At 64.8% G+C, this 18594-nt stretch carries 24 protein-coding genes; 4 read left to right on the top strand and 20 right to left on the bottom strand.

Annotation, left to right across the window (positions count from 1 at the left end):
- A complete protein-coding gene (locus tag AC1DJH_RS12755) occupies positions 1-837 on the top strand; it encodes an anti-sigma factor family protein (protein WP_055839838.1) in 837 nt (278 codons plus the stop codon).
- Here the strand turns inward: AC1DJH_RS12755 and AC1DJH_RS12750 are convergent.
- From AC1DJH_RS12750 to AC1DJH_RS12710, 9 genes are all read right to left on the bottom strand, one after another.
- Positions 810-1412 (bottom strand): Nmad2 family putative nucleotide modification protein, encoded by a 603-nt coding sequence (locus tag AC1DJH_RS12750; RefSeq protein WP_156362734.1) that lies wholly within the window; start codon positions 1410-1412, stop codon positions 810-812. The two genes, AC1DJH_RS12755 and AC1DJH_RS12750, sit on opposite strands and share 28 nt — an antisense overlap.
- On the bottom strand, positions 1409-2803 hold the full coding sequence (locus tag AC1DJH_RS12745; protein ID WP_055839832.1) for a YncE family protein: 1395 nt from the start codon (positions 2801-2803) through the stop codon (positions 1409-1411). The genes AC1DJH_RS12750 and AC1DJH_RS12745 overlap by 4 nt, the downstream gene beginning before the upstream one ends.
- A gap of 31 nt (positions 2804-2834) precedes the next feature.
- Positions 2835-3257 (bottom strand): DUF305 domain-containing protein, encoded by a 423-nt coding sequence (locus tag AC1DJH_RS12740; RefSeq protein ID WP_082448434.1) that lies wholly within the window; start codon positions 3255-3257, stop codon positions 2835-2837.
- Positions 3236-3556 carry a high-potential iron-sulfur protein gene (locus tag AC1DJH_RS12735; protein WP_055839826.1) on the bottom strand — a complete coding sequence of 107 codons (321 nt, stop codon included), beginning with the start codon at positions 3554-3556 and terminating at the stop codon, positions 3236-3238. Before AC1DJH_RS12735 ends, AC1DJH_RS12740 begins: the two co-directional genes overlap by 22 nt.
- Positions 3557-3622: 66 nt before the next feature.
- Entirely contained in the window at positions 3623-4303 is a 681-nt protein-coding gene (locus AC1DJH_RS12730) for a c-type cytochrome (protein WP_055839823.1), read from the bottom strand.
- A gap of 9 nt (positions 4304-4312) precedes the next feature.
- Positions 4313-5584 (bottom strand): SorA family sulfite dehydrogenase catalytic subunit, encoded by a 1272-nt coding sequence (sorA, locus tag AC1DJH_RS12725; RefSeq protein WP_055839820.1) that lies wholly within the window; start codon positions 5582-5584, stop codon positions 4313-4315.
- Between the two features lie 36 nt (positions 5585-5620).
- Positions 5621-5686, bottom strand: a complete 66-nt coding sequence (locus AC1DJH_RS12720) for a hypothetical protein (RefSeq protein WP_457401411.1) — start codon at positions 5684-5686, stop codon at positions 5621-5623.
- A gap of 10 nt (positions 5687-5696) precedes the next feature.
- Complete coding sequence (locus tag AC1DJH_RS12715) at positions 5697-6749, bottom strand: YncE family protein (protein WP_082448433.1); 1053 nt, start codon at positions 6747-6749, stop codon at positions 5697-5699.
- Between the two features lie 66 nt (positions 6750-6815).
- Positions 6816-7931 (bottom strand): YeiH family protein, encoded by a 1116-nt coding sequence (locus AC1DJH_RS12710; RefSeq protein ID WP_478186100.1) that lies wholly within the window; start codon positions 7929-7931, stop codon positions 6816-6818.
- A 120-nt stretch (positions 7932-8051) separates the two neighbouring features.
- On the opposite strand from AC1DJH_RS12710, the gene AC1DJH_RS12705 reads away from it, so the two are divergent.
- Positions 8052-9002, top strand: coding sequence for a LysR family transcriptional regulator (locus AC1DJH_RS12705; RefSeq protein ID WP_055839817.1), 951 nt, complete (start codon positions 8052-8054; stop codon positions 9000-9002).
- Entirely contained in the window at positions 8972-10333 is a 1362-nt protein-coding gene (locus tag AC1DJH_RS12700) for a chloride channel protein (protein ID WP_478185936.1), read from the top strand. The genes AC1DJH_RS12705 and AC1DJH_RS12700 overlap by 31 nt, the downstream gene beginning before the upstream one ends.
- A gap of 7 nt (positions 10334-10340) precedes the next feature.
- Here AC1DJH_RS12700 and AC1DJH_RS12695 read toward each other — a convergent pair whose 3' ends face one another.
- Complete coding sequence (locus tag AC1DJH_RS12695; RefSeq protein ID WP_135148873.1) at positions 10341-10658, bottom strand: DUF6691 family protein; 318 nt, start codon at positions 10656-10658, stop codon at positions 10341-10343.
- Between AC1DJH_RS12695 and AC1DJH_RS12690 the strand changes: the two genes are divergently transcribed.
- On the top strand, positions 10648-10851 hold the full coding sequence (locus tag AC1DJH_RS12690; RefSeq protein WP_478185935.1) for a hypothetical protein: 204 nt from the start codon (positions 10648-10650) through the stop codon (positions 10849-10851). The two genes, AC1DJH_RS12695 and AC1DJH_RS12690, sit on opposite strands and share 11 nt — an antisense overlap.
- Positions 10852-11265: 414 nt before the next feature.
- Here the strand turns inward: AC1DJH_RS12690 and AC1DJH_RS12685 are convergent, their stop codons facing one another.
- The 10 genes from AC1DJH_RS12685 to AC1DJH_RS12640 all read right to left on the bottom strand — a co-directional run bounded on the left by AC1DJH_RS12685 (position 11266) and on the right by AC1DJH_RS12640 (position 18582).
- Complete coding sequence (locus AC1DJH_RS12685; RefSeq protein ID WP_478185934.1) at positions 11266-11772, bottom strand: hypothetical protein; 507 nt, start codon at positions 11770-11772, stop codon at positions 11266-11268.
- 105 nt (positions 11773-11877) lie between these two features.
- Entirely contained in the window at positions 11878-12840 is a 963-nt protein-coding gene (locus AC1DJH_RS12680; RefSeq protein ID WP_478185933.1) for a hypothetical protein, read from the bottom strand.
- Positions 12837-13751 (bottom strand): terminase small subunit, encoded by a 915-nt coding sequence (locus tag AC1DJH_RS12675; protein WP_478185932.1) that lies wholly within the window; start codon positions 13749-13751, stop codon positions 12837-12839. Before AC1DJH_RS12675 ends, AC1DJH_RS12680 begins: the two co-directional genes overlap by 4 nt.
- Positions 13748-14536, bottom strand: a complete 789-nt coding sequence (locus tag AC1DJH_RS12670; RefSeq protein WP_478185931.1) for a hypothetical protein — start codon at positions 14534-14536, stop codon at positions 13748-13750. Before AC1DJH_RS12670 ends, AC1DJH_RS12675 begins: the two co-directional genes overlap by 4 nt.
- Before the next feature lies 1 nt (position 14537).
- Entirely contained in the window at positions 14538-14771 is a 234-nt protein-coding gene (locus AC1DJH_RS12665; RefSeq protein ID WP_478185930.1) for a helix-turn-helix domain-containing protein, read from the bottom strand.
- 92 nt (positions 14772-14863) lie between these two features.
- Positions 14864-15664 (bottom strand): helix-turn-helix domain-containing protein, encoded by an 801-nt coding sequence (locus AC1DJH_RS12660; RefSeq protein ID WP_478185929.1) that lies wholly within the window; start codon positions 15662-15664, stop codon positions 14864-14866.
- A complete protein-coding gene (locus tag AC1DJH_RS12655) occupies positions 15661-16359 on the bottom strand; it encodes a DUF6475 domain-containing protein (protein ID WP_478185928.1) in 699 nt (232 codons plus the stop codon). Before AC1DJH_RS12655 ends, AC1DJH_RS12660 begins: the two co-directional genes overlap by 4 nt.
- Complete coding sequence (locus AC1DJH_RS12650; protein ID WP_478185927.1) at positions 16356-17264, bottom strand: hypothetical protein; 909 nt, start codon at positions 17262-17264, stop codon at positions 16356-16358. The genes AC1DJH_RS12655 and AC1DJH_RS12650 overlap by 4 nt, the downstream gene beginning before the upstream one ends.
- 98 nt (positions 17265-17362) lie before the next feature.
- Positions 17363-17635, bottom strand: coding sequence for a hypothetical protein (locus tag AC1DJH_RS12645; RefSeq protein WP_478185926.1), 273 nt, complete (start codon positions 17633-17635; stop codon positions 17363-17365).
- A gap of 545 nt (positions 17636-18180) precedes the next feature.
- Positions 18181-18582, bottom strand: a complete 402-nt coding sequence (locus AC1DJH_RS12640) for a hypothetical protein (protein WP_478185925.1) — start codon at positions 18580-18582, stop codon at positions 18181-18183.
- Positions 18583-18594 lie beyond the last annotated feature (12 nt).

Genomic DNA, 18594 nt, shown 5'->3' with positions numbered 1-18594 from the left:
ATGGACTCTCCCCCACTCAAACCCATTTCCACCGACGGCATCAAGCCGGTGACCGAAGCCGATCTGCATGCTTACGCGGACCAGCTTCTGGACTCTTCGCGGCATGTCGAAATCGATAAATTCCTGGATGCCCACCCGGCCGAACGCCAGCGCGTGGACGATTGGCGTGCCCAGAATCTGGCGCTCAAGCAGTTGCTCGACCCGGTCCTGTCCGAGCCCTTGCCGTTGCGCCTGCCGCTGAAGCCGGCGCCGGGGGCGGGCTGGCAGGAATGGCCGTGGCGCTCCCTGGCAGCCGGCGTGGCGATCGCGGTCGTCAGCACCGGGTCGGCTTGGTGGGGCCGTGGCGCCTACGATGGGCAACTGCAGCGCAGTGCCACGCTGGCGGCGGCGCGAGTGGGCACGCTCAATGGTTTCGCTCACCGTGCAGCCGTGGCCCACGTGGTCTACAGCCCGGACGTGCGTCGTCCGGTGGAGGTCGGCGCCGACCAGGAGCAGGCACTCGTCACCTGGCTGACCAAGCGCATGGGCACCGAAGTGAAGCCACCCGACCTGCGCGCCCTGGGCTACGAGCTCATCGGCGGGCGGCTGCTGCCGGGCGACAAGGGGCCGGTGGCGCAGTTCATGTTCGGCGGCGCAAAGGGCGAGCGTCTGACGCTGTACGTCACCCGCGAGGACGCCGGACGCGAGACGGCCTTCAAGTTCGGCCAGGATGGCCCGGTGAATGTCTTCTACTGGGTCGACAAGGAATTCGGCTACGCCATCTCTTCAGGCGACAGCAAGTCCGAAATGCTGCGGGTCGCGGAGGCGGTCTACAGCCAGCTCGAAGTGCACAAGTAGTCTTGGCGCCCGATGGGCCAGGCATCGACGGGATTTCCGTTGCGGCCCATCGGCCAGTGGTCCAGCCAGTGCTGCAGCACGGCGACGTCATCCGCTCGACGCCGCCGGTGCAGCGAGTGTCCCTGGCCCGAATGCGTCAGGTGCACCAGATCGGTCGACAGCGGTGGGCTCTGGTCGCCGAAGTACCAGAAATGCCACGACACCAGGGCGTTGAGGCCCGCAATGTCTCGCGCGGCCTCGCTGTCGTCGTGCAACGTGTTGGCCACCTGCTTTATCGAGCCGTTCGCCATCGCCCGATAGAAGTTGTCCGGGGGGCCATCGCCGCCAGGTCGCTTGGCGACAAAGCGCGGGTCCGCCCAGTAGTCGCCCAGCGCCATGACCTCATCGACGCGCATCGCGTAGACGAGCTGGTCGTTGTGGCGGCTGCGCAGGCCGACGATCCAGTCGCCGACACGTGCCGAGCGACGAATCTGCGGCTTGCACACAGCGAGCGAGCACCAGCCGTGAAAAGGATTCGGCGACCCGCCGCGGTCTTGCCGCACGACGTAACGAAAGATGCGCGGGCCTTGGATCACATCGGGCTGCGCAGAACCACCTTGGCTGCATCCATCGGCCCATCGCCTTCGATGACCACGATCGATGCGGTCTTCGGATTGGCTTCCGACTGCAGACGAGTGACCTCGCGGATTTCGCCGATCGCCGTGCCGTCGGCCATTCCCATCGGATTGGTCTTGAAGCTGGCGACGGGCACTTTCTGATCGCCCACGTAGATGCTGTAGACCGTTTCCGGCTTGAGTTTGTAGAGGAACAGTTCCAGCGCATCGACCACGCCGAAATTGCGTGCCACCACGAAGCCCTTGGCGTCGCCGGAATCGGGCATGAGCGGAATGTTGACCGGCGCCGCGTTCGCCAGCGGCTTCAGGTTGTCCGTGCCGGCACCCGACGGCACGGCGTTCGAAACGTAGACCAGCGCCTGCGGAGCCTGTCCAATCGGCACTGCCGCGATGACTTTGTCGCTGGCGGTATCGATCACCTGGACCGCATCGCCGTTCTCCAGTCCGACGTACATGCGCGTGCCGTCGTCCGATGGCCAGACGCCATGCGGCAGCGCGCCAGTCGCGATGGTGTTGAGCAGCTTCGCCTCGCCATCGGTCGAGTAGACCTTCACGACGTTCTCGCCACCCACGGCGACGTAAGCCAGCGTGCCGCGCGCGGTTTTGGCGAAGCCGAGATGGTTGGTGATGAAGCCGGTGTCGATCACGCTCGTCACCGCCATCGACTTCACGTCGATGCGAGTGACCTTGCCGACGTCCTTGTGGCCCATCCAGACTTCCTTGCCGTCCGGCGTGAACTGCAGGAACGGCGAGAACGGACTCACGACCGGAATGCGCTTCACGATCTTGTACGAGCGCGTGTCGACCACGGCCACTTCGGGCGTGAAGCTCGACACCACGAAGGCGCGCCCACCGTCCGGCGTGAACAGCACCATGCCGGGACCCGGCGCGGTCTCGATCCGGCGTTTCTCCTTGAAGGTCTTCGCGTCGATCACCGAGACGTAGTTTTCTCCGCGCACCACGGCCCAGACCTCCTTGCCGTCGCGCGTGAAGAAGGCCTCGTGCGGCGAGCGGCCGACGTAAGTCACGCCCTTGACCTTGTTGGTCGCCGTGTCGATGAAGGTCACCGAGTTCGAGCCGTTGGCAATGGCGACCAGCGCGCGGTGGTCGGGCGAGAAACCGAGGCCGTGAACGTTGATCTCGCCCTTGTAGATCGGCGACAGCACGTCGGGGCGCTGGTTCCCCAGCTTGATCTGGCCGAGCAATGTGTTGGTGTTCGGGTCGATCACCGACACCGTGTTGGTGTTCTGGTCTGCGGTGTAGACGCGGTCGCCGGGATTGGAAGCGGCCGATGCACCGAAAGATGCAACGGCCAGCGCCGTGGCAAGGACAAGGGGTTTGAGTGAATTCATGAAAGGTCCTTCTTCGACGTGTCTGGAGCGACTACTTGGCGGGTGATGCGTGGCGTGCGAGCCAGGCCTGCATCAGCCGGATCTCGTTGGACTGCTCGGTGATGATTCCCTGCGCGAGGTTGCGCACTTCCGGGTCTTGCGTGTTGAGCAGGATCGACTTGGCCATGTCGATGGCGCCCTGGTGATGGGGAATCATCATGGTCATGAAGTCGTGCGCGGGCTGGCCGTTCATGGGTGCGGTGCGCATGTCGTGGTCCATTACGGCCATGGCATCGCCCATCAGCGCATCGAAGGGCTTGGCCGTGCTGGCCATGAAGCTGGGAGGCACGACGCCCTCGGCTTTCATACTGTGCGCGTGCATGTCGGCCGCCTGCGTCAACGTGCTCCCTGCGACCAGCAACCCGAGGAACCCCGCACGAACGAAGCCGCTGCTCATGCCGCTTTCTTGTTCCATGCGCTGCACCAGCCCGCAGCAGCGACCTGCTTGCCGGCGAACAGCGGGCAGCCGCCCGTCGCTTCCTTGGGCTTGCCTTGAAACAGCTGACAGTTCGCGCAGTTCTGGCTGGCCGCGTGATTGGGGAATTTCTTGGCGTCGACCTTGGTGGTGTCTTCCTTGTAGCCGAGCGCCACGGCCTGAGGATCGGTCTCGGCCAGCTTCGGGCCACCGGACTGTGCGTGGGCGGCGGAGACGGACAGCGCAGTTGCCGCGCCGGCAACTTGCAAGATGAAAAAGCGGCGATTCGTGGGGGTCATTTTTTTAATCTCGTGGGGGGTTTTTAGTCGTTGCCGGAGTCATCGCTCCGGCGATCGGGGGCGTGCTTACTGCTTCAAGACGAACGCAGCCAGCGCTTTCACCTCTTCGGGTTTCAGTGCGGCGAAAGGCGGCATCGGCACGCTGCCCCACTTGCCGACGCTGCCGCCACGGATGCTGGCCTCCAGCTTCGACTGCGCCTGCTGATCGGCCTTGTACTTTTCGGCGATGTCGTGATAGCCCGGACCGACGATCTTCTGGGTCAGGCCATGGCAACTCAGACACGCGTTGCTCGCAAGAAGCGCTTGGACGTTGACACTCCCGCCACCAGCTGGTGGCGCGGCCGCAGCACCCGGTGACGTTGGCGGAGCGGGCGGCGCAGACGCTGGTGTGGATGCGGCGATCACACTGGCGTCTGTGGCCTTCGCAGACCCGTAGGCGACCGCCAAATAGGCACCCAACTGCTTGACTTCGTCATCACTGATCGGCGCACCGTAGGTGTGCTGCATCTTGGCCATCTCGGCGGTCCACTGCGTCTGCGTCATGCCGGGTGGCTGGTAGTTGACGTAGTCCGCCGAATGGCAGATCGCGCATTTCTGCATCGCGATGGCGTAGCCCGGCAGCTTCGACGGGCGCAGCTTCGACGTGTCGGGCTGCAGCTTGATGTCGGGCGGCGCGGCCAACGCGTTGAACGCGATCAACACGCAGCAGCCAAGAACGGCGCGGGCCAAAAAAGTGGTGGTTTTCATGGCGTGTCCTCAGGCGATGGTGACCGGCGTGGACTCGACCACATGGCGGCGGTAACCTGCCGGATTCCAGTCCACCGTGGCAGGCTGGCCTTCGCCCTTCTGATTGGTCGCGCGGACCATGAGCACGGCTCGGCCCTTCTTCGCGAAGCTCACCGGTGCCCGCCATTCCCGAAACGAGAAGCGCCCCAGATCCTTGCCGAGCGTCGCCGCCTTCCAGCTCTGGCCGCCGTCGATGGAGACTTCCACCGTCTTGATGCCGGCACCGCCATCGAAGGCGATGCCCTTGAGTTCGATCGAGCGAGCGGAAGGCAGGATGCCACCGGCCTGGACGCTGGTGATGAAGCTGCGCACGGGCAGCGTCGAGATCGGCCGCGTCTTCGCCGCTGCGGAACCCGGTGCCACGCACTGGCAGTCGTTGTCGGGCACGCGGTAGGCGGTCGTCATGAACAGCGCGTCATGGCCGTCGAACACATGGTCGATGACCTCGATTTCCGAGAGGTGCTTGACCCAGTAGGTGCCGAAGTAGCCCGGTACGATGAGCTTGACCGGGTAGCCGTTGAGGAACGGAAGGTCCTTGCCGTTCATGCCCCAAGCGAGCATCGGTTCGTCCTGCAGCGCGTGTTCGATGTCCAGCGCCTTGCGAAAGTCCGAGGTCGCGGGCAGCACCGGCGTGTCGAGGCCGTTGAAGGTCACCTGCCGGGCACCCGCAGCCACACCCGCCTTCTCGAGCACCTTGCGCAGCGGCACGCCGACCCAGCGGGCATTGCCCATCGCGCCATTGGCGAGCTGGGCGCCGAAGACGCGCGGCGACGAGTACCCGCGGCTGTTGCCGGAACACTGATTGACCGCCACCACTTCCACAGGCTCTGCCAATGCCTTCAGATCGGCCAGCGACAGGTTCAGCGGCGTGTTGACCTTTCCCTTGACGGTGAGCCGGTAGGTAGCAGGGTCGACCGCCAGCGGGATGTTGGCCAGGTGGTAACGCACGAAGAAAGCGTCGTTGGCGGTGATCGGCCCTTCGTTGAAGACTGAGAACGGCGTTTCCAGATGCGGCGGCCGGGTGTGAACGCGAATCAGCGGCCGTTTTTGCGGGTACGTCACCATGGGGCGCGGTCCGTCGGCAAAGGTCACGCCTTCGCCAGTATCGCGACCAGCCGCCAGCGCGGCGAGCGGCGACGCACCCAGCGCGAGAAGACCGGCGCCCTGGACGAAGCGCCGACGGGATGGAGGGCGCTTGGCGTCGTGCTGCGCGGTGGGTGTGGCTTCGCGACCTGATCTCATGGTTTGTCTCGTTTGTTAGATAAATACAGTGGCTATTCAGGGTGTCTTCCAACCCCACTTCTCGAAGATTGCTTGTGCTGCAGGCGATCTCAGGTAGTCCACGAGCGCTTCTTCACGGCGCGGCCTTCTGCATCTTTGCCGCAGGCGCAGCCAGCGTCGCCTCCACACGGTTGCTCGCCAAGTCCACTTTGGCGATTCCCAAGTCTTCGTTCAGAACATAGGCCGTCTTGCCGTCGCGCGTGAAGACGATGGCTTGCCGCGGCTCCTTGAATCCGGTGATGGTGGCGACCACGCTCTTGCTCGCTACATCGATGACGGACAGGGAGTTGTCGCCCAGGTTGCCGGCGTAGACGCGCCTGCCGTCGGGCGACAGCGCCGCACCATACGGGTCCTTTCCGACGGGAATCGTCGACTCGATGGCGCGCTTGTCCAGATCGACGACCGCGATGGTGTTGCTGCCGCTGTTCGCAGCGAAGAGCGTCTTGCCGTCGGCGGTGACTGAGATCGCGCGCAGCTTGTTGAACCCGGTGATCTCGCCGTCGATCCTGTTGGTCGCCGTGTTCACGATGGTGATCTTGTCGCCCATGAAGTTGGTGACGTACAGCGCCGATCCGTCGGGACTCAGGCGCACGCCCTGGCGCGGCTGCGCGAAGCCGGTGATGACGGCGCGCGGTTCGCCGCTTGCGAGATCGAAACGCGTGACGGTGCTGGCGGCCTGGTTGTTCACGTACATCGTGGCGCCGTCCTTGCTCAGCACGGTGCCGAAGGCACCGGGGCCTGCCGGCAGGCTGCTGACCGTCTTCAGGCTGGACGTGGCGATCTTCGCCACGGTGCCCAGGCTGCTGTCCGAAACATAGAAGAACTCGCCAGACGGCGCGAACACGATGTTGCGTGGCGTCACGAAGCCATCCAGCACCTTGCGCACCTTGCCGGTCTTCAGGTCGTAGACGACGACGTCCGGGCGTTCGCTGTACGACACCACGGCCGTGCCCTCGTCCGGGCTGAGCGCCAGCGAATTGTTGTGGATGGCACCGTCGAAGGTCCAGCGCTGCGTCGCACTTGCGGACGCTGCGACAGGCGCCGGCTGTGCCGTGACCGTCGAAGGGATCGAGGCGAGTGTCGAGAGGGCGAGGCACAGCGAGAGTGCAAGAGGACGGAGTTTCATGAGATTCTTTCGGTTGTCTGGATGGATGGACGAATGGCGGGGGCGATTTATTCCAGGTCCGCCCTGTCATTTGAGGAGTGCAGTGATTCCCGCGTTGATGGCGAAGCCGCCGCACACCAGCCAGACGAAGAGCACGGCCGCCAGCGCCAGCGGCTTGATGCCGGCCTTGCGGATGGCCGAGACGTGCGTCGTCAGCCCGAGGCCGGTCATGGCCATCGCCAGCAGCACGGTGTCGATGTCGATCACCTGCGTCACCACCGCATGGGGCAGCAACGCGAGCGAGTTGAGCCCGGCGACCGCCACGAAACCGAGGGCGAACCAGGGAATCACGATGCCGCCGCGTGGCGAGGCTTTGCTTTCGTCGCCGCCGTCGACAGCATCGGCATCCTTGGCGCTGGAGCGGGAGAGGTAAGCCGACAGGATGATGAGGAACGGCGCCAGCATCATCACGCGGACCATCTTGGCGATGACGGCGGTGTTCGCAGCCTGCTCGCTGACGGCACGACCGGCAGCGACCACCTGTGCCACTTCGTGGATGGTCGAGCCGGCGAACACGCCGTAAGCGGTCGGCGACAGGTCGAACAGCCGGTATTGAGCGACCAGGTGATACAGCACCGGATACAGGAAGATCGCCAGCGTGCCGAACACCACCACCGTGGCCACCGCGACCATCACCTGCTCGGCGCGACCGCGCACGACGGGTTCGGCCGCCATCACAGCTGCCGCGCCGCAGATCGAACTGCCGGCGCCGATCAGCATGGCCGTCTTGCGGTCGAGCCCGAAGACTCGGGTGCCGAGGAAGCAGGCGAGCCCGAAGGTGCTGCACAGCACCGTGGCGTCGATCGCGACGCCGGTCCAGCCCACGTTACCGATGTCCTGGAAGGTCAGGCGCAGGCCGTACAGGATGATGCCCAGGCGCAGCAGGTTGGCCTTGGAAAAGGTCACGCCGCCGCCGGCCGCGGCGCCTATGCGGGGGTAGACGGTATTGCCGACCACCATGCCCAGCACGATGGCCAGGGTCAGCGCGCTGATGCCGTTGGACTGCAGCCAGCCGATCTTGCCCAGTTGGATCGACACGAAAGCCAGAGCGCCCGTGAGTGCGAGACCAGGAACCAACAGGCGTACACGGTGCATCGCTGCGGGGGTGTGCGTCAGGTGGGCTGCGGAAGTGGCGGTGTGCATCGTTTTCTCCATCACGTCGTTTTCGGAAGGCATGAACGAACTTTGAACCGGCACGATCTATCCGACAAACGGATACTTCCGCTATAACCTAGCCATCGAACAGGTAACGAAAGCGTTTGGATGCGCCTGACATTGCGTCAACTCCTGATCTTCACGGCCGTGGCGGACACCGGCAGCACCACGGCCGCCGGTGAGCGCGTCGCACTGTCCCAGTCGGCAACCAGTGGCGCACTGAACGAACTGGAGAGCCTGCTCGGCGCCCAACTGTTCGACCGCATCGGCAAGCGCTTGCTGCTGAACGACAACGGCCGTGCGCTGCTGCCGCAAGCCAGGTCATTGCTCGACGGCGCACAGGAGATCGAAAGCCGGTTCGGTCTCGGAAGCGCGGGCGCTGACACCGCGCCGCTGGTCACGCGACTTCGCGTCGGTGCCAGCACGACGATCGGCAATTACGTGCTGCCGGCGCTGATCGCCGGCTACAGCAGGACGTGGCCCGGTGCCGCAGTGGATGTCGTCATCGGCAACACGCGCGACATCGCTGCGGCCGTGACCCGCCTGGAGGTCGACATTGGTCTGATCGAAGGGCCCTGCCACGAGGCCGAGCTTCGAGTGACGCCATGGCTTCAGGACGAGTTGGTCATCGTGGCTGCACCGACGCATGCGCTGGTGCAGGAGGGCGTGCAGGCACGCGTTCCGTTGAAGGCCTTGCGGCAGGCACGCTGGTTGCTCCGTGAGCCGGGTTCCGGCACGCGCGAGGCCGTGGAGCACGTGTTGCTGCCGCACCTCCACCACCTGGACGGCGACATGCAGCCGGGCAGCACCGAGGCGATCAAGCAGGCGACGGCCGAAGGCCTCGGGCTGGCTTGCCTGTCGCTGTGCGCGGTGCAGGACCTGGTGACACTCGGCAGACTGGTCGTTCTGCGAACCACGTTGCCTCGTCTGACTCGCCGCTTCTATCTGGTGCACCATCAGAAAAAGCGCCTTTCGGGCAACCTGCAACGCTTCGTGGCGCACTGCGAGCGTCTTGAAATGGAATCCCCGTGGCTGCCAACGAATTTCCCGAAGAAGTAGCGTCTCCCAGACGCGGTCGTGCGCGCCTGTGGGCCATGGGACCGGCTGCCGAAACGTTGCGCGTCTGGTGGTGGGCGGCCGTGACGGGCGCGCTCGCTGCGGCTGCCGTCTTGGGCTTCCGGTGGTTGACGCAATGGGTCGAGGAACTCGCGACCGGTCAGCGCGGCGGACTGGTCGAAGCCGCGTTGTCGTTGTCGCCCTGGCACCGCGCGCTGGTCTGCACCTTGGGCGGCTTGCTCGCAGGGCTGGTCCTGCAAGGCGGAACGGCCTGGGCCAGGCGGGGCCCGGGCGGCGCGGCGAACCTCGACTACATCGATGCCGCGCGCGCAGGAAGAGTCGACCTGAACGATCGAACGACGTTGACACGCACCGTGTCCGCGCTCTTATCCGTCGGCACGGGCGCTTCCATCGGACGCGAAGGGCCGATGGTCCAACTGGCTGCCTGGGTCAGTGCGCGGCTGGCACGACTCGTCGCGACGGCGCCGGAACAACGCAACACGCTGCTGGTGTGCGGCATCGCCGCAGGCATCGGCTCGGCCTATCACGCACCCATTGCGGGCGTCGTCTTCGTTCTGGAACTGGCGCTCGGTTTCCTCGCGCGCCACACGGTCGCTCCGGTGCTGATCGCGTCGGCCACGGCCAGTTCACTGATCTACTGGCTGGTCGAACCCAAACCGCTCTACGACGTTCCGCCTGTCGTCATGGCACCGACGAGCCTCGGTATCGCCTTACTCGCCGGCGTGCTGTTCGGGGGGTTGGGCTGGGGGTTGCTGGCGCTGCTGGAATCAGGGCGAAGCTGGTTCGCGCGCATCCGTACGCCAGTCCTGCGCCTGGGACTCGGGGGCTTGCTCGTGGGCCTGTTGTCGGCCTGGGTGCCGCAGGTCTGGGGCAATGGCTACAGCGTGGTGTCGCAGGTGCTTCACGGTGACCACGCCTGGCAATGGCTCGCGTGGGTGCTGCTCGCAAAAGTGGTGGCGACGACGCTGAGTTCGGGCAGCGGCGCGATCGGCGGTGTGTTCACGCCATCGCTCTTCGTCGGGGCGACCGCTGGAAGTGTCTTGGCCCAAGTGGCGGCGCTCTGGTTGCCGGCGGTGTGGGTGGGCGATCCGCGTCTGCTCGCGGTGGTCGGCATGGCGGCGGTGCTGGCCGCAGTCACCCATGCACCGCTGATGGCGATCGTGATGGTGCTGGAGATGACAAATCAATTCCAGCTCACCGTTCCCGTGATGCTAGCCTGCGGCGTGGCCTACGCCATCAGCACACAATTCGGCGCGCGACCGCTCTATGGCAATCCGATCGAATCGCCGATGGCGCGGAAGCCGAATCCCTGAGCCTGTGTTAGATCGCGGGTTCTGCACGCAGCGACTTGCGACGCTCAATGCCTTCGAAGACGATCATTCCGGTGAGCATCGCGGCGGTGAAGACAAGCGCCTCGCTTTCCCCCATTCCGAGCGCCACCAGACCCGGTCCAGGACAGAAGCCCGCAAGGCCCCAACTGACACCGAACAGCAGGCTGCCGAACGCCAGGCGGTCGATCGCTCGCGCGTTTGGCCATCTCACTGGTTCGCCCAGAAGGGATCGCGAGCTGAAGTTGGACAAGGCCGAGCAATTTGACTCCGCGTCGGGAATCGGAATCAAGGGCGTCGTGAGCGTCAAGACCCTTGCCATCGGCAATGCGACGTTGATGGAGCAACTGGGCATCGATGTAGTGCCGCTGGCGAACCAGGCCGAAGTTTTGCGCGCGCGAGGGGCCAGCGTGATGCTGCTTTGTGCAAGCGCCGACATTGATCGGGCCAGGTCGACCGACTGCAGTCAGTCTGTATCAGTAGTTCGCCGTCAGGCGCCATAAGACCGCTACTAGCCGCTGGCAGCCAGCCGAGTGCGGAGCGCGGGCGAGAGGTTTCTGGCAGGGCCGCATTTGATCGCTGAGTCTGAAGTGACGCCGTAGCAAGCCTAGGGGACGCTACGCTGATCGATTCACGGCAGCGCGCGGTATCTCTATTGCTCGGCGCCGAGCTTGCAGGCGTTCGGCTGGATAATTTTGCCGACCAAAAATTCTTGGGCGTCGCTTTTTGAAAGCGATGTGATCACACTCGGTGTTTCTGGTGTGTGGGAATCACGGGGTTAGCGCCGTTTGCCGGACGTGGCGCGATCCGGGGCTGCGCGGTGTACACACGGCTCGTAGCACTGATGCGGTCGGCAGCGGCTAGCACATCGCGGCCGCGAGCGAGATGAGCGAGACCTGCTGCGATTCGTGAATTGGTCACTGCACGGCCTCACCATCTGCGTCGTCAAGCGCCTGAACGAGAAGCCCTTGATTCCGGCCGATGGCGTCGAGCAAGTCGTTCGGCACGGCATCGGCAAGTTCCGGCGCGGCCGGGTCGTTGAGGTCCGCGTGCGTTGCCCAGACGCCGAACGTGAGCGAGACACCCGGTGCATCGGTGGAAATCACAACGACTTCGCCGATGGCAGGCGCAGGCGCTTCGCTGCCCGCCTCGAACTCCACCCGCAGGCATAGTCCACGCGCGCCGGGTTCGATCGCGCCGACGGCAACAGCCAGATCGGTTGCGTCCGAGTCGATGATGCGAAAACGCACTTGCCCGCGGGAGACGATCTCCGGCGTTGCGGCGTCAGCTTCTGCCCACGTCGCCGGGTCGTTGTCGTCGAAGAGTGCGCCGCTGTCGTCGAGCGCAACGCGCTGCAACATTTCGGCGGCGACAGCATTGGCAGTCGCGTCGGGCTCGGGTTCAAAGTAGCTGTCGTGCTGCATGAGTGCTGCTCCAGGTCGATTGCTGAATTGTTTTGGCCGCCGATTCGGGCGCGGCGGATGACGATGAGCGCGCGCAGGCGTGCGGCTTGATGCAGAAGGCGTTCGCTATCCACGAGCACCGCCTTGGTGGGCGGAAAGCAGCGCCCGCAGGCCGCGCGCGATGGCTGCGGAGTTCGTGTCTGTGCGGCCGGCGTACACGGCCATGGCCTTGCGGATGTCGGAGGCGCTGGCGGCCGGCGGCAGTTTCGCGCCGCGCTGCTCGGGACGGATCAAGATGCGGCGGGCGTTTTTCGGCAGCATGGATTCGGCGGTGCGTTGATCCACGGTGAACACTTTGGCCTTCGCCCTGCCGGGGCGGTCGATGCGAGCCCGATCGCTTTCGATCATCTTGGCGATCTGCTGGCGCAGGCCCACGCTCGACTGCAGGTCAACCATCACGCGCGTCAGGTGCTTGCAGCACGCGCCGTCCAGTGTCGGATTGGTCAGCTTCGGAAACCCGGCCTCATGGCGCCCGGCGACCCAGCCGCCGGCCGATGCGATGTAGCGCAGCACGTAGCGGAAGTGCTCGCAATCACATTCGAATTTCAGCGTGCCTTCCTTCGCGAGCCATTGGGCCGACTGGCTCGGCGTGCCGGGCCGGGCTAGCGCGGCGGGGTATTGCGCGAACTCGACGACGACGTGATGGCGCGTCACCTTCGACCGCGGCCCGCTGTTCGTCACGAGATGCACCTTGCCGGCCTGCAGGCGTGCCACCATCGAATATTTGATCTCCTGCTTCGCGCGGTCGATATCGATCACGCGCGACAAGCTCAAGGCCTCGCGGGCAGTGATGCCTTGCCGCGCCTTGTCGCCGAGCTTGGCGACCGTCTGACGGAACTGTTTCAGGTCGGAGGGTGTGATGGGTCGGACTCGGCCGCCCAGCGTCGTCGTGAGCAGCCGCGCCGCCGACAGTCCGCCCGACACTTCAGCCGGCTGCAAGATGGTCGTCGCACGGCGTCGTGAATCGAGTTCGTCCTGGCGGATGCGATTCAAGCCGGAAACCGCGTTCCCGATGCGCGGTGCCGTCATGCGCTTGCTTTCGACGGCACGAAGCCGGTTGCACCGAGTCCGTTCTCCCGCGCTTCGCGGTACGCCAACCGCTCGTTGCGCATGGTCGCCATCCGCTCAGCGCCCTTACGCATTGCCTCGCCGTAAAGGGCATCGAGTTCGGCGGCGTTGATGCTGACGTTGATGGTCGTGGAGTCGTCGAACATCTTGCGAATCTTCGCCAGCGTTTCGCGCGCCCGCATTTGATCGTGCATCAGGACTTCGATGCCGTCCTTCGTTTGCTTCGTGCCCGCGTACAGCGTCAGCGCGGCCGGCGACAGGTGGCGCGTGTCCTTGACGATCGTGCGGCCCTCCCCGACGCCACCGCATTCCGGGCAATCGTCGTTCGGCTCCGCGCTGATGCTGTAGCCCACTCCGCCCTTCTGATCGGGCGCCTTCGGAGTCGGCATGCCGCCCTCGGCCGCCTTCTCTTGCTTCTCGGTGTGCGCGGTCATCAGCTTGTCCCACTCGCCCGCCGTGTACTGGTAGCGGTGCATCTTCCCGTGGCAGTGGCGGCACGCGAAGCGCCAGTACTCCACCAACTCGCGCGGATCAGCAAAGGCGACGTACGTGAGAGCACGCAACACAGCGTCCTGCTCTTCCTCCAGCCGAGAGAACATCGCCTTGGACCGCTGCGCGAGATACCGACGGGCGTTAACCGAAGCTAACAATCGCGACCCCGCCGCGCGCGCAGATTGCGGGGTCTTCGCCTTGAAGCCAGCTTCGATATATGACCGGCCGACCGCGAAGCTCACGAGGTAGTGATCGACGAACGCCGCCTCGCGCACAGAGAGGCCGCAGCGCTCTTGCACTTTGGTGACCACCCCCGTCACCGCCGACTTCCCCGGCACGCACTTGCTCGGACCTGCGGCCGTCTTCTTGTTGATGCTCACGCCGTCACCTCGTGGGCGTCACGGTCGGCGACCAGTTCCGAGAACTCGGGTATGCCGGCCAGCGGTGCCGCGTCGTGGAGCGGGTCGTCCGAGAACCGCTTGAGCAGCGGCAGCAGGGCATTGATCTCGGCAACCCGAGCGGCGCGCGATTCAGCGACGAGTTCCGGCGACTTGGCCGTCGGCTCAATGGCTGCGATCTCGGCGTCGGTCAACCCGGCCGCTTTCAAGGTGCGATAGCGCGATGGAGCGCCACCCGGCAGGTCGTGGGCGCGCTTCTCGGCATCGGCGGCGCGGTTGATCTGTTCGAGTTCGCCCGTCAGCGAATTGGCGCGTTGGGAAACGGCGAGCAAAAGCGGGCGGTGGCGCTGACGTGCTGCCTTCGCGATCGCATCGTGCTCGGTGCGGTCCTCCCGGCAGGAAACGATCTGTTCTTCGATGTGCTCGCAGAACTGGCGCAGTTTCTCGGTGACCGCTGCGGGTCCGAGGCGGCCGACGCTTTCGACATCTTCAAGCGCGTCGTTGACGGCCGCGCTGATCAGGCTGCGCAGGCCGCCCACTTCTTGCAGGCGTGCGAGCTTGAGCAGCGCAGCGCCGGCCGCCGACTGAACGTGGGCGTCGCGGAATGCGGCATCGATGCCGTCGATCTCGGAATCACTCCAACGCAGCGCGCGCGTCAATGGGCTGGTGGTGAAGTTCAGGAATTGGGTCTTCATTGCTGCGGTCTCGGTTCGGAAAGTGAAGAATTGGCGGACGGGGATGGCGATCGTTTCGAGCACGCTGCGCATGTCAGGCCTTGGTGGCGGGCGCGGCGGTGACGGTGTTGGCGGCCAGCCATGCACGCACGGCACCGCGCGTGTAGAAGCGGCGGTGACCGACCTTCACGAAGGCCAAGGGTTGCGCGCGGCGCGGGCTGCGCCACGACTCGACAGTTCGAGTGGTCACGAGACCGTCGAGCATTTCGGATGCGACTTCACTCGCCGTGAGCAGGTCGTCCTCCGTCTGGATTTTTTGAATGGTCATGTGGCGCTTGGAGGTGGTTGGTTGCGATGTGTGTCAATGCTGCGCGGCACGCAAGAAGACACTGACCCCGTTTTTCCGAAATGGATTTCCGGTCACTGCAAGTCGTCATCGCCGGGCAGCTTCGGACCGGCAGACCGCAGATTTGCCAGTGCGAGCCGCAGGTCGTTATCCAGCGCGTCGCGGAGTCGCAGCTTCTGAGGCACACCAACAACGGCGGTTTCCAGCACCGTGCAAGCGGCCACGACCGAGGCACTGCCGAGCTGGTCCTCGAAGGCTTCCAAGTTCAAGCGCTGCCACGCGGCTTGCGCATCGAGCAGCTTGTCGGCCGCGGCAAGAAGTCCGCCGACCGTCTGGACATCGGCGCCAACCAAGCGGACATGCCGCGCGACCTGATCGGTGGTGATCTCGGCGACGCGATCGATCTGTGCGCGCACGCCGGCCAAGATTGCATGACGCAGATTTTCTGCAGGGTCGCGGGTGTCGTCCTCGGAGCGGCCGAGCAAGAAGTCGCACGAGACATGGAGTGCGTCAGCAACCTCGATCAGCCACGTCAGCGGCGGAACGCGGCGTCCCTGCTCCCAGTGGTTCAAAGGCGCAGGTGTTTGCAGGCCGAGCATCTCGGCGAGTTCGTGCTGGCCGAGCCCGGCCCGCTTCCGAGCGGCGACCAACCGCGGGCCGATCACAGCCCGGAGTGCCTCCTTTTCTTCGACGGTCGCCAGCGCGGCAGGGCGTGCCCGCTTGACCCGCGTCGCATCGGGATCGCTCGCTGCGGAGTCGTTCGCAGCGGGGAAATTATTTGGCTCGTGAACCAAGCCTGCGAACATGCCCAGCGCTCCCGACAGCATGGGCGCTTTGGCGATCTCGTCGAACGTGTGGTTTTCGTCGGGTGTCATTGCGCACCGCCGATCAGCTTCGTGGGCACGTCGAATTGGTCATCCTGTTCCAACTTGCGGTGCGGGATTGCGAACGCAGCCACTGCGACTAGGCCGCTAATCTGTACCTTGCCGGCGGCATTGCCGCCTTCGAAGACCTGCTGGCACATGGCCGGGTTGCCGACGAACACGGGGGCAGGCGGCGGCAGGCCTCTGGACGCGTAGCGCTGCGCCTGATCCGGACCGCCATCGCCGGACAGGATGCGCGGGTAGTCGAACGTGCCGCGGCCGGTGTACGCGCGGTACGCCTTCGCGAAGGTGGTCTGCACAAAGCCGATGTCCTTCTGCTCCGACCGGCACAGCTTCGCCCAGCCGCCGGCATCCTGCACGGCCGCGTGGATCGCCGGGTCATCGAACACCACGTCCTGATACGCGCCGACGGCCGACATCGCCTCATAGACCTTGCCCCACGCGATCATGCTGCGGTCGCCATGGGTGCCCTCGATCACGCGGGTCACGTCGCCGGGCTTCGGCGTGAACTTGCCGGCTTCCGGGTCGGCCGTCAGCACGTCGAAGGCGTTGCTGATTTCGTCGTACGTGTAGCGGGCCAGCGCGCGGAAGTAGATCAGCACCAGCGCATCGGACAATGGCGTGCGGTGCAGGGCGAAAACGCCCTTCATCAGCGCGAGAAACTTGGGGCGGTCGAGATCGTTCATTGGGTTGCTCCGTTCAAAAAGTCGGCGCCTACGGAATCGTTGGCTGCTTCGAGTGGGGACATCACGCCCGGCGTTTCGGTGTCGCCGGACAGGAAGCCGGCGCCCACCTTGTCGTTGGCGGCTTCGAGCCGGGCTTGCTTGTTGCTGCGGCCCATTTCGCCGGCCCGCAGTTGGCAGGCGGCCTTGAGCCATGCGGCCGGGCCTGCAGGGCGTTCGGTGCAGAGCGCGACCAGCACGTTCATCAGGACGGTTTCGCCGTAGTCGCGGGCCAGCTTCCCGACCAACTCCCCGCCCTTCGCCAGCGGCGTGCCGGCGTCGATGAAGAGCACCGACTTCGCGGCACGCCAGAGCGCGGCCTTGTCTTCCTGCTTGCGCGGCTCCATCACGTCGGGCGCGAGCCGTGCGCCGACAGCGATGTAGCTCTCGGCAAGCTGGCTTCCGGTCATGGCCTCGGCAGGTGCATGCCCGGCGGGTCCGGCGGCAGCGCCGCCCGTTCCGTAAGGAACGGAATAACCTGTAGGTGTAGATGAAGATGAAGACGAAGAGCCGTCACCAAAGGGGGGCTTTGGTGCGGCCTTGGGTGTCTTGTTGGGTGCAGCACCATTGCCCTCACCGAAGCGTGAAGATTCGCCTCGAATCGTGCGGACATACTCATCCCGCACCATGCGCGACGAAAACCAGACGGGGCCATCCTGTGCTTCCACGAGAGTGACCGGCTCGCCAACCTTTCGACCGCTGCGCGGGGTGTAGATGAACGGCGCTTCGAGCCGCTTTTCCGCACCTTTCAAAACAGACTTCTCGACTAGCTCCTTGATGTGCCTCATGGGCGCATTCGCCGAGTTCGCGAGGTCGGCGAGCGGCCAGTGCACGACGCCGTACTCGTCACTGTCGTGCAGCACACACATGACATCCATCCAGATGCCACGTGCAGCGGGCGAGCAGCGGCGCAGGTTTGCGTTGTTACGCCAGTCGGCGGGGTAGAACTGGAAACTTGGCCGGCGCATTAGTTGCCGCCGATCCGCGCCAGCAGGCCGCTGAGGTCGTGCAGCGTGCTGCACGTCACGCTGCCGGTGTGGTGGCGCACCTCGTAGAACACACGCGCTTGTTCGCGCCGGATGCAGCGCATTTCACGGCCCGCCAGCGCGAAGCGAGCGGCGAAGTTAGCAAGCGTCTTGGGATTGACCGACGGTGGCTTTGCGGCGTCGAGCAGGTCGAAGAATGGTGTGACGGCCTCGGGGCGGCCGAGCGTGCCGATGATCGTGTGGCCGTTGACCATTACGCTACGACCCCCAACACGCGGCGCAAGTCGGCGACGGAATAAGCCAGACGCCCGTTGATGCGCAGCGGTTTGACGACCCCCGTATCTCGGCTGGCGTGAGCACGCAGTGTCTGCGGCTTCCGGTTCAGATAGAACGCAGCTTCTTCCGTCGTGACGGTCGGGCGGTTGAGCTGATCTAGCGGAAGGTATTCCGAATTTGTTTTGCAAGCCATGGCTTTAAGTTCATCTCTGTTGACGAACGCGCCAAGATATCAAGCGTTTTAGTTACATAGGTTCCTATTTGAGAATCGTTGGGAATGCGCGACCACTTTTGTGGTCAGAAATCATGTGCGTCAACTGCAGCAAACATCAGCACGCCGCAGTCCTTGCGCCGTGGCCTGAAAAAACGGGGCCGGCGGCTGCGTCTGATGGCACGGCGGAGCAAAACTCTGCAAAAGGCGTCCAGCAAATCCTGCTCTGTTTTTATGCCGCGCCACCATATCGGCATGGCCTCGGTTTGCTTGCCCGCGTCAGATCCCGTTGAGCGGAATTGATGCCGAAGCTCAGTCGGGGCACCACTCGTCGTCAGCCGCACCGAACCGGGCCACTTCGATCACATACCCAGCCTGTACCCACGTGGCAGCTTCTTGCACGGCGGTGCTGAATGCCTCGACGGCCTTTTCGAGCAGCACGAACATATCGCTGCCTTCGGCGTATTTCGCGAACAGGTGTTCCATGCGCGGGAACGCATCGAGCGACAGCAAGTCGCCGGAGCCGTCGATCAGCGATTCAAGGAATGCGCGGTCTTCGGCCACCTGCGCCGTGGCCAGCGCTTCGTCCGCTCGGTTGATCAGGTCCATCATGCCGGCGTTGTCACGGCCTCTATACCGCGCGCGCATGATCGTCACGCGGCCCAGCACTCCGGGCGCGAGCGGGTCGGCCACACCACGGATCAGCGCGGCCAAGAAGCTGGCATC

The sequence above is a fragment of the Variovorax sp. 10N412 genome (genome assembly GCF_056394985.1).
Note: the sequence above shows the minus strand (reverse complement) of the source record. Positions and strands in the feature narration are given on the sequence as shown.

Excerpts from the sequence above, each read along its gene's own strand:
- AC1DJH_RS12755 (WP_055839838.1), top strand. The coding sequence starts at position 1 with ATGGACTCTCCCCCACTCAAACCCATTTCCACCGACGGCATCAAGCCG.
- AC1DJH_RS12745 (WP_055839832.1), bottom strand. The coding sequence starts at position 2,803 with ATGAATTCACTCAAACCCCTTGTCCTTGCCACGGCGCTGGCCGTTGCA.
- AC1DJH_RS12740 (WP_082448434.1), bottom strand. The coding sequence starts at position 3,257 with ATGGAACAAGAAAGCGGCATGAGCAGCGGCTTCGTTCGTGCGGGGTTC.
- AC1DJH_RS12735 (WP_055839826.1), bottom strand. The coding sequence starts at position 3,556 with ATGACCCCCACGAATCGCCGCTTTTTCATCTTGCAAGTTGCCGGCGCG.
- AC1DJH_RS12730 (WP_055839823.1), bottom strand. The coding sequence starts at position 4,303 with ATGAAAACCACCACTTTTTTGGCCCGCGCCGTTCTTGGCTGCTGCGTG.
- sorA (WP_055839820.1), bottom strand. The coding sequence starts at position 5,584 with ATGAGATCAGGTCGCGAAGCCACACCCACCGCGCAGCACGACGCCAAG.
- AC1DJH_RS12715 (WP_082448433.1), bottom strand. The coding sequence starts at position 6,749 with ATGAAACTCCGTCCTCTTGCACTCTCGCTGTGCCTCGCCCTCTCGACA.
- AC1DJH_RS12710 (WP_478186100.1), bottom strand. The coding sequence starts at position 7,931 with ATGCACACCGCCACTTCCGCAGCCCACCTGACGCACACCCCCGCAGCG.
- AC1DJH_RS12705 (WP_055839817.1), top strand. The coding sequence starts at position 8,052 with ATGCGCCTGACATTGCGTCAACTCCTGATCTTCACGGCCGTGGCGGAC.
- AC1DJH_RS12685 (WP_478185934.1), bottom strand. The coding sequence starts at position 11,772 with ATGCAGCACGACAGCTACTTTGAACCCGAGCCCGACGCGACTGCCAAT.
- AC1DJH_RS12680 (WP_478185933.1), bottom strand. The coding sequence starts at position 12,840 with ATGACGGCACCGCGCATCGGGAACGCGGTTTCCGGCTTGAATCGCATC.
- AC1DJH_RS12670 (WP_478185931.1), bottom strand. The coding sequence starts at position 14,536 with ATGCGCAGCGTGCTCGAAACGATCGCCATCCCCGTCCGCCAATTCTTC.
- AC1DJH_RS12665 (WP_478185930.1), bottom strand. The coding sequence starts at position 14,771 with ATGACCATTCAAAAAATCCAGACGGAGGACGACCTGCTCACGGCGAGT.
- AC1DJH_RS12660 (WP_478185929.1), bottom strand. The coding sequence starts at position 15,664 with ATGACACCCGACGAAAACCACACGTTCGACGAGATCGCCAAAGCGCCC.
- AC1DJH_RS12655 (WP_478185928.1), bottom strand. The coding sequence starts at position 16,359 with ATGAACGATCTCGACCGCCCCAAGTTTCTCGCGCTGATGAAGGGCGTT.
- AC1DJH_RS12650 (WP_478185927.1), bottom strand. The coding sequence starts at position 17,264 with ATGTGTGTGCTGCACGACAGTGACGAGTACGGCGTCGTGCACTGGCCG.
- AC1DJH_RS12645 (WP_478185926.1), bottom strand. The coding sequence starts at position 17,635 with ATGGTCAACGGCCACACGATCATCGGCACGCTCGGCCGCCCCGAGGCC.